Source organism: Streptomyces sp. NPDC049577 (assembly GCF_040675635.1).
Taxonomy (GTDB): domain Bacteria; phylum Actinomycetota; class Actinomycetes; order Streptomycetales; family Streptomycetaceae; genus Streptomyces.
This window is the reverse complement of sequence record NZ_JBFAPH010000181.1, coordinates 1-13,445: the sequence shown is the minus strand read 5'-3', so window position 1 is coordinate 13,445 and position 13,445 is coordinate 1. Positions and strand designations below refer to the sequence as shown.

General features: G+C 71.7%; 11 protein-coding genes. 4 read left to right on the top strand and 7 right to left on the bottom strand.

The genetic code is table 11. The annotated features are described in order from the left end of the window. Positions 1-559: dienelactone hydrolase family protein (locus tag AB0K09_RS20505; protein WP_366066811.1), on the top strand; the 559-nt coding region annotated here is incomplete at its 5' end. A gap of 151 nt (positions 560-710) precedes the next feature. On the opposite strand, the gene AB0K09_RS20500 is transcribed toward AB0K09_RS20505, so the two are convergent. The 6 genes from AB0K09_RS20500 to AB0K09_RS20475 form a co-directional block, all read right to left on the bottom strand. Continuing rightward, positions 711-2,357, bottom strand: coding sequence for an alkaline phosphatase D family protein (locus AB0K09_RS20500; protein ID WP_366066810.1), 1,647 nt, complete (start codon positions 2,355-2,357; stop codon positions 711-713). Positions 2,358-2,426: 69 nt separating this feature from the next. Further along, positions 2,427-3,284, bottom strand: a complete 858-nt coding sequence (locus AB0K09_RS20495) for a thioredoxin domain-containing protein (RefSeq protein ID WP_366066809.1) — start codon at positions 3,282-3,284, stop codon at positions 2,427-2,429. Positions 3,285-3,331: 47 nt separating this feature from the next. After that, positions 3,332-4,006 (bottom strand): hypothetical protein, encoded by a 675-nt coding sequence (locus tag AB0K09_RS20490; protein WP_366066808.1) that lies wholly within the window; start codon positions 4,004-4,006, stop codon positions 3,332-3,334. Positions 4,007-4,126: 120 nt separating this feature from the next. Further along, entirely contained in the window at positions 4,127-4,963 is an 837-nt protein-coding gene (locus tag AB0K09_RS20485; RefSeq protein WP_366066807.1) for a thioredoxin domain-containing protein, read from the bottom strand. Positions 4,964-5,010: 47 nt separating this feature from the next. Next, positions 5,011-5,646 (bottom strand): hypothetical protein, encoded by a 636-nt coding sequence (locus AB0K09_RS20480; RefSeq protein WP_366066806.1) that lies wholly within the window; start codon positions 5,644-5,646, stop codon positions 5,011-5,013. Between the two features lie 33 nt (positions 5,647-5,679). After that, entirely contained in the window at positions 5,680-7,005 is a 1,326-nt protein-coding gene (locus AB0K09_RS20475) for a DUF2252 domain-containing protein (RefSeq protein ID WP_366066805.1), read from the bottom strand. Between the two features lie 159 nt (positions 7,006-7,164). On the opposite strand from AB0K09_RS20475, the gene dnaE reads away from it, so the two are divergent. Then, positions 7,165-10,716 (top strand): DNA polymerase III subunit alpha, encoded by a 3,552-nt coding sequence (gene dnaE / locus AB0K09_RS20470; protein ID WP_366066804.1) that lies wholly within the window; start codon positions 7,165-7,167, stop codon positions 10,714-10,716. Between the two features lie 73 nt (positions 10,717-10,789). Here the strand turns inward: dnaE and AB0K09_RS20465 are convergent, their stop codons facing one another. Beyond that, positions 10,790-10,960 (bottom strand): hypothetical protein, encoded by a 171-nt coding sequence (locus AB0K09_RS20465; RefSeq protein ID WP_366066803.1) that lies wholly within the window; start codon positions 10,958-10,960, stop codon positions 10,790-10,792. A 255-nt stretch (positions 10,961-11,215) separates the two neighbouring features. Here AB0K09_RS20465 and AB0K09_RS20460 point away from each other — a divergent pair, with 255 nt between their 5' ends. Both AB0K09_RS20460 and AB0K09_RS20455 read left to right on the top strand, forming a co-directional pair. After that, a complete protein-coding gene (locus tag AB0K09_RS20460) occupies positions 11,216-12,505 on the top strand; it encodes an NYN domain-containing protein (protein ID WP_366066802.1) in 1,290 nt (429 codons plus the stop codon). Between the two features lie 58 nt (positions 12,506-12,563). Further along, positions 12,564-13,445 (top strand): ABC transporter ATP-binding protein (locus AB0K09_RS20455; RefSeq protein ID WP_366066801.1); only part of this gene is annotated, 882 nt, incomplete at its 3' end.

Genomic DNA, 13,445 nt, shown 5'->3' with positions numbered 1-13,445 from the left:
TTCGGCCTACGGTCTGCGCCCGGCCGTGCACGCCGCCGGCGACCGGCTCCGCGCGGCCGGTCACGAGGTGCACGTCCCCGACCTCTACGAGGGCCGGACGGCGGAGACGGTCGAGGAGGGCATGGCCATCAAGGACGAGATCGGCCAGGAGGAGCTCCTGCGCCGCGCGATCACGGCCGTCGCGCCGCTGTCGGACCGGGGCCTGGTCTACGCGGGCTTCTCGCTGGGCGGCTCGATCGCGCAGAACCTGGCGCTCGGCGACGAGAAGGCACGGGGCCTGCTGTTGCTGCACGGCACGTCCGACCTGGCGGACGACGCGTCGGTGGACGAGCTGCCGGTGCAGCTGCATGTGGCGGATCCGGATCCGTTCGAGCCGCACGACTGGCTCAACGCGTGGTACCTGCGGATGGCTCGGGCGGGGGCGGACGTGGAGGTCTTCCGCTATCCGGGGGCGGGGCACATCTTCACGGATCCGGAGTTGGCGGACTACGACGCGGAGGCGGCCGAGGCCGCGTGGAGGGTTGCGCTGGGGTTCCTCGCCGACCTCGGCCGCGGGTAGCCGGCCGGGGCCGGCGTCCCCGGGCCCCCGTGGGGATGGTGCGGGCCGGTGGACCGGTTGTGCCCACCCTCCCCCATTGCCTGAACGGCATGGGGGCGCCCCCATCGCCCCAGCGGAACGACTGGCCACAACCGGCTCCGGCCGGCGCTGGTTACCGCACGGGCGCGTAGACCCGTTCCACCTGCTGCGTGCCCGACAGCGTGCGGTACGACCGCGCCCAGGCCGACTTCGCGCTCGGGTCCGTCTTGTCCGACAGCACGTAGTAGTCCATCTGCGCCCGCTCCTGCGTGATGTCGAGCACGCCGTACCCGTGCCCGTCCATGTCCAGCCACTTCACGTGGCGGTTGGCCGCCTTGATGGCGGCCTCCGCGGCCAGGGAGACCGTGTGGGCCGGGACGTGGAGCGTGTCGTCGAGGTTGTCGGACGTCACCGACGTCACGACGAACTCCGTGGCGGCCGACCCCGAGGCGGGGTATGTCGCGGCGTCCACCGGGACGTCGTTGGCCCAGGCCATGTGGATGTCGCCGGTGAGGAAGACCGTGTTGCGGATGCCGCGGTCGGTGAGGTGGGCCAGCAGCTCGCGGCGGTCGTGCGTGTAGCCGTCCCACTGGTCGGTGTTGATGGCGATACCGCCCGCCGGCAGGCCCAGCAGTTCGGCGACGGGCTCCAGCAGGTGCGCCGGCAGGGCGCCGAAGGCGACCGGGGAGATCATCACCGAGTTGCCGACGAGCCGCCACGTGGTGTCCGAGGACGCCAGGCCCGCCTTGACCCAGTCGAGCTGGGCGCGCCCGGTGATGGTGCGGTCGGGGGCGTCGACCGCGCCGCTGCCGACCTTGGCCTGCTGCGAGCGGAAGGACCGCAGGTCCATCAGGTGCAGATCGGCCAGGCGGCCGAACCGCAGCCGGCGGTAGGTGGTGCCCTCGATGGACGGGCGGACCGGCATCCACTCGAAGTACGCCTGCTTGGCCGCGGCCATGCGGGCCGACCAGTCGCCCTCGGCGCCGGGCGTGTGGTTCTCGGCCCCGCCCGACCAGGCGTCGTTGGCGAACTCGTGGTCGTCCCAGATGGCGACCGTGGGGTGCGCGTGGTGCACCGCCTGGAGGTCCGGGTCGGTCTTGTAGTGGCCGTGCCGGACGCGGTAGTCGGCCAGCGTGATGATCTCGTGCGCCGGCTCGTGGGAGCGCACGACGTACTTGGCGGCGGGGTATTCGCCGGACTTGTACTCGTAGATGTAGTCGCCGAGGTGCAGCACCGCGTCGAGGTCGCGGCGGCCGGCCAGGTGGCGGTAGGCGGAGAAGAAGCCCGACTCCCAGTTGGCGCAGGAGACCACGCCGAAGCGCAGGCCCGGCCCGGCGGCGTCGGCCGCGGGGGCGGTGCGGGTGCGGGCGACGGGGGAGCGGACGTCGCCGGCGCTGAAGCGGAAGAAGTAGCCGGTGGCCGGGCGCAGTCCGCGCACGTCGGCCTTGACGGTGTGGTCGGAGGCGGCGGTCGCGGTGACCGTGCCCCGGGCGACGACGCGGGTGAAGCCCTCGTCCTCCGCCACCTCCCACCCGACCTCGACGGCCTGGCCCCGGCCGGAGCCGGGCACGGCGTCCGGGGTGGGCGTCACCCGGGTCCACAGCAGGATGCCGTCGGGCAGCGGGTCGCCGGAGGCGACGCCGTGCAGGAACGCGGGTCTGGGGTCGGAGTCGGCGAACGCGGCGGAGGCGAGCCCGAGGGGCAGCAGGGCGGCGGTCGTGGTGGCGGCGACGGCCTTGGCGGCGGTGCGGCGCGATATGTGCGCGTGGTGGTCAGTCACGGGCGCTCACCTTACTGCCCGGTAAGGCCGGGCAGTAAGGCGTCGGACGAGCCGGTCACCGACTGTTCGCTACTTCTTCAGTCCCTCGTCCACGGCGGCGGTGAACTGCTGGGCGACCATCGGCGGCCGGCCGTTGGCGTCCGCGAGCACCTTGCCGTTGAGCTTGAAGCCCGGAGTGCCCTGGATGTCCTTCTTGGGGCCGACCTCCTTGTCGAAGGCGTCGGACAGCGCCAGCGCCCACTTGTCGAAGGTGCCGTCCTTGACGTTCTTCTCGAACTCCGCGTTGCCCTTGAGCGCCCCCACCTGCTGGGCGATGTCGATGAGCCGGGCGTCGTCGGAGAACGCGTCGTCCGTCTCCTCCGGGTGGTTGTCCTTGGCGAAGAGCGCCTTCTTGTACTCCAGGAACGCGTCCGTACTGACGTTGAGCGCGGCGCCCAGCGCGCTGAGCGCGTTCTTCGAACCCGAGCCCTTGATCTGCGGGTTGCGGTCGAGGAAGGTGCCGATGACGTACTGGGCCTTGTACTTGCCGCTCTTGATGTCCTTGATGACCGTGTCACCCGTCATCTGCTCGAACTGCGAGCAGACCGGGCAGCGCATGTCCTCGAAGACCTGGAGGGTGTTCTTGGCGCCCGCGTCGCCGATGACGACGGTCGTGCCCTTGTCGCCGGTGGTGTGGGCGGGCCGGCTGAACGTGGTCTTCTTCGCGGCGGCGTCCCAGTCCTCGCTGCTGACCTTGTTGTTCTTGCTGCCGTTGGTCGCGTTGCTGACGGCCACGCCGATGCCGGCGGCGGCCGCGAGCACGGCCACGATCGCGCCGCCGACGAACAGTTGGCGGCGCGCCTTGTCCTTCTTCGCCTGCCGCTCGCGCTCGGCACGCAGCCGCTCACGGGCGGCCTGCTTGTTCTGCTGGTTGTTGCGGTTGCTCATGACGTCCACTCCGGGAAAGACGGGTACGGGATACGGACCGGTGGTGCTCAGCCGAAGGCCGGGCACGCCGGCGGACCGCGCCGCACGACGGAGTGGACCAGCAGGGGAAGGGAGCGCGCCGGGAACGTGTCCCGCGCCGGCCGCACGGGCGGGCGGACCGGGACCGTCGCCGCGCCGAGCAGGCCGGCGACCAGCAGCAGTGGGCGGAAGGCGACCGCGAGGGCCGCGCGCAGCAGCCGGCCGAGGGCGACCTCGCCGCGCCGCAGCCAGCAGGCGGCCAGCAGCCCCACCGCGACGTGCGCGGCGAGCAGCAGCCAGGGCGCGGCCGAGCTGGCGGCGAGCTGACCGAGCCCGGAGCCGTCCTGGGCCAAGGCCATCCGGGCCAGCGGCGAGCCGAACTCCCCGCCGCGGCAGACCAGATCGACGCCCATCGAGTGCAGCGGACCGGCGACCGGCCCGCCCGCCCGTCCGTAACACGAGGTCTGCCCGGTGGTGAAGACGGTGTCGGCGGCCAGCTCCAGCGGCACCAGCAGGGCGGCTATGGAACGGAAGCCGCGCTCCCGGCCGGCCAGCGCGTAGGCGAGCGCGAAACACCCGCCGGCCAGCGCGAGGACGGTCAGCAGCGGCAACGCCGCCCGGGACAGCAGGACATGGGAGCCCGCCGACAGCGTGACGCACACGGCGGTGAACAGCGCGGCCCGCGCTGCCCTGAAACGAACCACCGTCCCCTCCACACGGCGAGTGTGCCACGGGGCGCGCCAGGAGTCGTGTCAAGTTTCCGCAACGGTGCGGAAGACGCGAAAAGGGGGCGGACGCCGTGGCGCCCGCCCCCTCCCCGGGGCCTACTTGAGCTGGTCGTCGACCGCCGAGGTGAACTGCTGCGGGGTCATCGGGGCGCCCTTGCCGTTGGGGGTGTCCACGGTGACCTTCTTGCCGTCCAGCTTCAGGGTCGGCGTGCCGGTGACGTCCTTGGCCTTGTCGAAGGTGTCGGACATCTCCAGCGCCCACTTGTCGAAGGTGCCGTCCTTGACGTTCTTCTCGAACTCGGCGTTGCCCTTCAGCTGCGGCACCTGCTGGGCGACCTTCAGCAGGACGTCGTCCTTGGCGAAGTCGTCCTTGGTCTCGTCGGGGTGGTTGTCCTTGGCGTACAGCGCCTTGTTGTACGCCTGGAAGGCGTCCACGCCGACGTTGAGCGCCGCGCCCAGGGCGCTCAGGGCGTTCTTCGAGCCGGTGCCGCTGATCTGCGGGTTGCGGTCGAGGAAGGTGCCGATGTGGTACGAGACCTTGTACTTGCCGGCCTTGACGTCCTTCTCGATCGTCTCGCCGTTGTTCTGCTCGAAGACCGAGCAGATCGGGCAGCGCATGTCCTGGTAGATCTCCAGGGTGTGCTTGGCGTCCTTGTTGCCGACGACGACCTCGGTGCCGTTCTCGCCGGCGGTGTTGGCGGGCTTGACCAGCGTCTTCTTCGCGGCAGCGTCCCAGTCGGCGCTGGTGCCCTTCTTGCCGCCCATCTGGGTCGCGGCGTAGCCGATGCCGCCGGCCAGGGCCAGCACGCCGACGACGCCGGCGGCGACGAGCAGCTGGCGGCGGGCCTTCGCCTTCTTCGCCTGCGCCTCGCGCTCGGCGCGCAGCCGCTCGCGGGCGGACTGCTTGTTCTCCCAGTTGTTGCGCTTGCTCATGATGCGGTGCTTCTCCGTGCTCGTGTGGGGTGGTCCGTCGGTACTGCTCAGCCGAGTGCCGGACGGACCGGGGGACCCCGGCGCGGGAGGGAGTGGAGAAGCAGCGGCCGGGACGGCGTCGCCCCGGCGCGGCGTACGGGCCGGGCGGCGGGGCCGCCGGGGCACGCGGGGGCCGCGAGCGCGGCGGCGGCCCGCAGCAGCGGGCGGAAGGCGGCCGCCACGGCCGCGTACAGCAGCCGGCCGAGCGCGGCCTCGCCGCGCCGCAGCCAGGCGGCGGCCAGCAGGCCCACCGTCACGTGCGCCGCGAGCAGCAGCCACGGCACCGTCGCCGGGGCGGCGAAGTGGGTGAGGGAGTGCCCCACGCCGCTGCCGCCGCAGATCAGGGCGAGGGCGCCGGGCGCGGGGCGGCCGTCCGGCCCGAAGCAGGTGTCCTGCCCGGCGGTGAAGAGCGCGCCCGAGGCCAGCTCCAGCGGGACGAGCAGGGCGGCGATGGCGCCGTAGCCGCGCTCGCGGCCCGCCAGGGCGTAGGCCAGGCCGAAGACCCCCGCCCCGGCCGCGGCGAGCGCGGACGGGGGCAGCGGCCTGCCGGAGAGCACGACATGGGAGGCCGCCGACAGCGCCACGCACAGCGCCGTGAACAGCGCGGCGCGCAGCGTGCGCAGGCGGCCTCCCGATATGTCCATGAGAACGAGTCTGTCATGCCGTGGGGCGAACCCCTACAGGCCGGGGATCCGGCCGTTGCGGAAGAGGTCCACGAAGATCTGGTGATCGGCGCGGGCCCGGGCGCCGTAGCGGTGGGCGAAGTCCACCAGGAGCTCGGCGAAGCCCTCCTCGTCGGCGGCGATCACGGCGTCGATGGCCCGCTCGGTGGAGAACGGCACCAGCGAGTGGCCGCTCTCGTCGTCGGCGGCGGCGTGCATGGTGGCGGTGGCGCGGCCCAGGTCGGCGACGACGGCGGCGATCTCCTCCGGGTCGTCGATGTCCGACCAGTCGAGGTCCACCGCGTACGGGGAGATCTCGGCGACCAGCTGCCCGGCGCCGTCCAGCTCCGTCCAGCCCAGCCACGGGTCCGCGTGCGCCTGGAGCGCGCGCTGGGAGATCACCGTGCGGTGGCCCTCGTGGTGGAAGTAGTCGCGCACGGCACGGTCGGTGATGTGCCGGGAGACCGCGGGGGTCTGCGCCTGCTTCATGTAGATGACGACGTCGTTCTCCAGGGCGTCGCTGGTGCCCTCCAGGAGGATGTTGTACGAGGGCAGGCCGGCGCTGCCGATGCCGACGCCCCGGCGGCCGACGACGTCCTTGACGCGGTAGGAGTCGGGGCGGGCCAGGCTGGTGTCGGGGAGGGTCTCCAGATAGCCGTCGAAGGCCGCGAGGATCTTGTAGCGGGTGGCGGCGTCCAGCTCGATGGTGCCGTCGCCGCCGGCGAAGCGGCGGTCGGCCTCGCGGATCTCCGTCATCGTGGCCAGCAGGCCGAAGCGGGTCATCGCGCGGGCCTCGCGCAGGGCGCCCAGCAGGGGCCCGTCGGCGGTGTCGAGCGTGAAGGGCGGGACCTCGTCGTTCTTGGCGCCGGTGGCCAGGGCGTGGATCCGCTCGCGGTAGGCGGCGGCGTAGGTCCGCACCAGCTCGCCGATCTTCTCGTCGCTGAGCGCCTTGGCGTGGCCGAGCAGCGCCACGGAGGCGGCGAAGCGCTTCAGGTCCCAGGTGAAGGGGCCGACGTAGGCCTCGTCGAAGTCGTTGACGTTGAAGACCAGGCGGCCGTTGGCGTCCATGTAGGTGCCGAAGTTCTCGGCGTGCAGATCGCCGTGGATCCACACCCGGCTCGTCCGGTCGTCCAGGTAGTCGCCCGAGCCCCAGCCCCGGGCGAGGTCGGCGTAGAAGAGACAGGCCGTGCCCCGGTAGAAGGCGAAGGCGGAGGCGGCCATCTTCCGGAACTTGACCCGGAAGGCGGCCGGGTCGGCCGCGAGCAGCTCACCGAAGGCGGTGTCGAAGACGGCGAGGATCTCCTCGCCGCGCCGCTCTGCCGCGCCGTGCTCTTGCGCCATCGCTGGGGTCCTTCCTGGGTGGGTCATCGAACGGACAGATGTGCTGCCGTCATCAACGCGTGAGGCTACCGTCGCGTGCCCACGGCTGTCGGTGGGGGCCGGTAACCTTCGATACCGATCCCAGCCCGTCCGTCCACCGCCCGCCGGAGGTCCTCCACCGTGGCCGACTCGTCCAAGCCGCCCTTCACGCACCTGCACGTCCACACCCAGTACTCGCTGCTGGACGGCGCCGCGCGGCTGAAGGACATGTTCAATGCCTGCAATGAAATGGGCATGACGCATATCGCCATGACGGACCACGGCAACCTGCACGGTGCCTACGACTTCTTCCACCAGGCCAAGAAGGCCGGCGTCACCCCGATCATCGGCATCGAGGCGTACGTCGCCCCCGAGTCCCGGCGCAACAAGCGGCGCATCCAGTGGGGCCAGCCGCACCAGAAGCGCGACGACGTCTCCGGCTCCGGCGGTTACACCCACAAGACGATCTGGGCGGCGAACCGGACGGGCCTGCACAACCTCTTCCGGCTCTCCTCCGACGCCTACGCCGAGGGCTGGCTGACCAAGTGGCCCCGGATGGACAAGGAGACCATCGCCCAGTGGTCGGAGGGCCTGATCGCCTCCACCGGCTGCCCCTCCGGCGAGCTCCAGACCCGGCTGCGCCTCGGCCAGTACGACGAGGCGCTCAAGGCCGCCGGCGAGTACCAGGACATCTTCGGCAAGGACCGCTACTTCCTGGAACTGATGGACCACGGCATCGAGATCGAGCGCCGCGTCCGCGACGGCCTGCTGGAGATCGGCAAGAAGCTCGGCATCCCGCCGATCGTCACCAACGACTCCCACTACACCTACGCCCACGAGGCCGAGGCGCACGACGCCCTGCTCTGCATCCAGACCGGCAAGAACCTCTCCGACCCCGACCGCTTCAAGTTCGACGGCTCCGGCTACTACCTGAAGTCGACGGACGAGATGTACGCCGTCGACTCCTCCGACGCCTGGCAGGAGGGCTGCCGCAACACCCTGCTGGTCGCCGAGCAGATCGACACCACCGGCTGGTTCGAGAAGCGCGACCTGATGCCGAAGTTCGACGTGCCCGAGGGGTACACCGAGGTCACCTGGTTCCAGGAGGAGGTCCGGCGCGGCATGGCCCGCCGCTTCCCCGGCGGCGTCCCGGAGGACCGCCAGAAGCAGGCGGAGTACGAGATGGACGTCATCATCCAGATGGGGTTCCCGGGCTACTTCCTCGTCGTCGCCGACTTCATCATGTGGGCGAAGAAGAACGGCATCGCCGTCGGCCCCGGCCGTGGCTCCGCCGCCGGTTCGATCGTCGCCTACGCGATGGGCATCACCGACCTCGACCCCATCCCGCACGGCCTGATCTTCGAGCGGTTCCTCAACCCCGAGCGCGTCTCCATGCCCGATGTCGACATCGACTTCGACGAGCGCCGGCGCGCCGAGGTGATCCGGTACGTCACCGAGAAGTACGGCGCCGACAAGGTCGCCATGATCGGCACCTACGGCACCATCAAGGCCAAGAACGCGATCAAGGACTCCGCGCGGGTCCTGGGCTACCCCTACGCCATGGGCGACCGCATCACCAAGGCCATGCCCGCCGACGTCCTCGGCAAGGGCATCCCGCTCTCCGGCATCACCGACCCCGCCCACCCGCGCTACAGCGAGGCCGGCGAGGTCCGCGCGATGTACGAGAACGAGCCGGACGTGAAGAAGGTGATCGACACCGCGCGCGGCGTCGAGGGCCTGGTCCGCCAGATGGGCGTGCACGCGGCCGGTGTGATCATGTCCAGCGAGACGATCACCGACCACGTCCCCGTCTGGGTCCGGCACTCCGACGGCGTGACCATCACACAGTGGGACTACCCGAGCTGCGAGTCGCTCGGCCTGCTGAAGATGGACTTCCTCGGCCTGCGCAACCTCACCATCATGGACGACGCCGTCAAGATGGTGAAGGCGAACAAGGCGATCGACATCGACCTGCTGGAACTGCCGCTCGACGACCCCAAGACCTTCGAGCTGCTCCAGCGCGGTGACACCCTCGGCGTCTTCCAGTTCGACGGCGGCCCCATGCGCTCGCTGCTGCGGCTGATGAAGCCCGACAACTTCGAAGACATCTCCGCCGTGTCCGCCCTCTACCGGCCGGGCCCGATGGGCATGAACTCGCACACCAACTACGCCCTGCGCAAGAACGGCCAGCAGGAGATCACCCCGATCCACCCGGAGCTGGAGGCCCCCCTCAAGGAGGTCCTGGACGTCACCTACGGCCTGATCGTCTACCAGGAGCAGGTGCAGAAGGCCGCCCAGATCATCGCCGGGTACTCGCTCGGCGAGGCCGACATCCTCCGCCGCGTCATGGGCAAGAAGAAGCCCGACGAGCTGGCGAAGAACTTCACCATCTTCCAGGCCGGCGCCCAGAAGAACGGCTACTCCGACGAGGCCATCCAGGCCCTGTGGGACGTGCTGGTGCCCTTCGCCGGCTACGCCTTCAACAAGGCCCACTCCGCCGCGTACGGCCTCGTCTCGTACTGGACCGCCTACCTCAAGGCGAACTACCCCGCCGAGTACATGTCGGCCCTGCTCACCTCGGTGCGCGACGACAAGGACAAGTCGGCGATCTACCTCAACGAGTGCCGCCGCATGGGCATCAAGGTGCTCCCGCCGAACGTCAACGAGTCCGAGGCGAACTTCGCCGCCCAGGGCGACGACGTGATCCTCTTCGGCCTGACCGCCGTCCGCAACGTCGGCCAGAACGTCGTGGACTCGATCATCCGCTGCCGCAAGTCCAAGGGGAAGTACACCTCCTTCCCCGACTTCCTCGACAAGGTCGAGGCCGTCGTCTGCAACAAGCGCACGGTCGAATCGCTGATCAAGGCCGGCGCCTTCGACGAGATGGGGCACACCCGCAAGGGCCTCATCGCGCACTACGAACCGATGATCGACAACGTGGTGCAGGTCAAGCGCAAGGAGGCCGAGGGACAGTTCGACCTCTTCGGCGGCATGGGCGACGAGGGCGCCGACGAGGGTCCCGGCTTCGGGCTGGACGTGGAGTTCTCCGACGTCGAGTGGGAGAAGTCCTATCTGCTCGCCCAGGAGCGCGAGATGCTCGGCCTCTACGTCTCCGACCACCCGCTCTTCGGCATCGAGCACGTCCTCAACGACAAGGCCGACGCCGCGATCGCCCAGCTCACCGGCGGGGAGCACGCCGACGGCGCGATCGTGACCATCGGCGGCATCATCTCCGGCCTCCAGCGCAAGATGACCAAGCAGGGCAACGCCTGGGCCATCGCCACCGTCGAGGACCTGGCCGGCTCCATCGACTGCATGTTCTTCCCCGCCACCTACCAGCTGGTCTCCACCCAGCTCGTCGAGGACGCCGTCGTCTTCGTCAAGGGCCGGCTCGACAAGCGCGAGGACATCCCCCGCCTGGTCGCGATGGAGCTGATGGTCCCGGACCTGTCCAACGCGGGCAGCAACGCCCCCGTCGTCATCACCATCCCCACGGTCAAGGTCACCCCGCCGCTGGTGGAGCGGCTCGGCCAGGTGCTCACCCACCACCGGGGCTCCACCGAGGTGCGGATCAAGCTCCAGGGGGCGCGGAAGACCACCCTGCTGCGCCTGGACCGGCACCGGGTCACCCCGGACCCGGCGCTCTTCGGCGACCTCAAGCAGCTGCTCGGCCCGTCCTGCCTGGCCGGCTGAGTACGGCCCTGAGGGGCGCGCCCGCATCGCGGGGGCGCCCCTCAAGCGCATCCAAGCGCCGGTCGGTGGCCGGTCAGTTGTGGCCGAATCGCTTCTGCTTGCTCTTACGCGCCGATTCCCCCGGGGCGATCTGGCTCGCCCGCTGCTCGGGCGTCGCCCCCGTGGCCGAGCCCTTGGCCTGTGAGCTGCGCTCCGCCGCGCTCGTCCGCTGCTGGCTCCGGTCCTGCTTCCTGTTCTTCGCCATGGCGCTGCTGCCTCCAGATCGGGGTGACGCCCCCTGGCGCCCACCCTCGCACGCACCGCCGAAGCCCGCATTTCGGGCAATTACCGTGGGTGATGGGGCCACTTGTCGCGGACCGGCCCGCATCCGCCACGCCGAAGATCCAGTTCGGCCTGATAACCCCCGCGAGGTCGGGCAGACTCCTGGGAAAGCCAGAGGGCCGGGGCGCGCCTGTGCCGGGGCGACCGCGCTGGGGAACTCACGGAAAGAGGGTGGAACGTGGACCGCTGCGTCGTCCTGGTGGACGCCGGGTATCTGCTGGGCGCCGCCGCGAGCCTGCTGGCCGGGGAACCCGCCCGGACCCGCATCACCGTCGACCACGCCGCCCTCATCCAGGGGTTGCGCGACCGCGCCGAGCACGAGACGCAGCGACCACTGCTGCGCATCTACTGGTTCGACGGCGCCCCCGACCGGGTGCCCCAGCCCGAGCACCGCCGGCTGCGCGTCATGCCCCGCGTCACCGTCCGGCTGGGCGCCCTGACCCGCAGTGACGGGCGCTGGGCCCAGAAGGGCGTCGACGCCGCCATGCACGCCGAGCTCACCGAGCTCGCCCGCAACCGCGCCTGCTCCGACATCGTGCTCGTCACCGGCGACGGCGACCTCCTGCCCGGCCTGATGTCCGCCAAGGAGCACGGCGTCGCCGTCCACCTGTGGGCCGTCCAGGCCGCCGACGGCGACTACAACCAGTCCGAGGATCTCGTCGCCGAGGCCGACGAGCGGCGCGTCCTCGACCGCGCCTGGATCACCCGCTCGGTCCGGGCCAAGGAGCTCACCAACGTCTGCGCCCCGCCGCCCGAGCCCCGCCCCGAGATCGCCGCCATCCTCAAGGCCCCCCTGCCCGAGACCGCCGCGAGTGCCGGCACGGCCGCCCCGCGCCCCGCCGAGCCCCGCCCCGCCGAGCGCAACGGCTCCCGCCCGGCCGCCGCGGCCACGGCCACCGCCACGGCCCTGCCCGAGACCGAGCGCCCCGCCGACACGCCCGCCAACCGGGGCGTGCCCACCCCCAAGGACCTCGCCGGACTCGGCCGCGGCCCCGCCGCCACCCCGGCCACGCCCACCTCCCCCTCGGCCGCCGGATCCAACGCGACCCTGCGCTGGTCCTCCGACAAGGGCTGGGTCGAGCGCGGCCCCGGCAGCGGCGCCGGCGAGCCCGCCGAGACCGCCGCCCTGCCCACCCTCGCCCAGCTCACCAGCGCCGAGCAGCGCTGGGCCGACCGCGAGGAGGACATCACCACCGTCGGCGGCGACCCCTTCGAGGTCGGCCAGGTCTTCGCCCGCCGCTGGGCCGAGCGCGTCACCGACCCCCTCCACCTCCAGCACCTCTCCACCGAGTACCCGCGCATCCCGCACCGCATCGACGGCGAGCTCCTGCGGTACGCCGCCCGCTTCGGGCTCCTCGCCCACAAGGACGACCAGATCGACGAACGCGACCGCTACGCGATCCGCGCCGGCTTCTGGCGCGAGATCGACAACCGCACCGCGGCCGAGCGCGCCCCCACCACGGACTAGCGTGGCCCCGGGACCCTGCGGCGAGTCGGCCGGGCCGGGGCGCGTACCCTCATAGCTCGTGAGAACGGTCGCGAATCAGGCGCAGCACGCCCCCACGGGCCCGGCGGCAGCCGTATGCACCGTGCGCGGCCTCGTCAAGACCTACCCCGCCGCCCGCGGCCGCCGCGGCACACCCGGCACGGCCGCCGTGCGCGCCAGCGACGGCATCGACCTCGACGTCCGGCGCGGTGAGATCTTCGGCCTGCTCGGCCCCAACGGCGCCGGCAAGACCACCCTCGTGCGCCAGCTCACCGGCCTGCTGCGGCCCGACGCCGGCCGCGTCGAGCTGCTCGGCCACGACCTCGTGCGCCACCCCGAGCGCGCCGCCCGGCTCGTCGGCTACCTCGGCCAGGAGTCGACCGCGCTCGACGAGCTCACCGTGGCCCTCGCCGCCGAGACCACCGGCCGGCTGCGCGGCCTCGACCTGCGCGCGGCCCGCGCCGAGCGGGACGCCGTCCTCGACGAACTGGGGCTCGGGCCGATCGCCGGCCGTCCCCTGAAGAAGCTCTCCGGCGGCCAGCGCCGCCTCGCCTGCTTCGCCACCGCCCTGGTCGGCGAGCGGCCGCTGCTCGTCCTCGACGAGCCCACCACCGGCATGGACCCCGTCGCCCGCCGCGCCGTGTGGGCCGCCGTCGACCGGCGCCGCGCCGAGCGCGGCACGACCGTGCTGCTGGTCACCCACAACGTCATCGAGGCCGAGACCGTCCTGGACCGGGTCGCGGTGCTGGAGCGCGGGAGGATCATCGCCTGCGACAGCCCGGCCGGCCTCAAGAAGCTCGTCGCCGACGAGGTGCGCGTCGACCTCGTCTGGCGCGACCGGGCGCCGCTCGATGTGCCCGAGGTCGCGGCGCTGCGCGGCGCGGCACAGGAGTCCGGCCGCCGCTGGTCCCTGCGTCTCGCC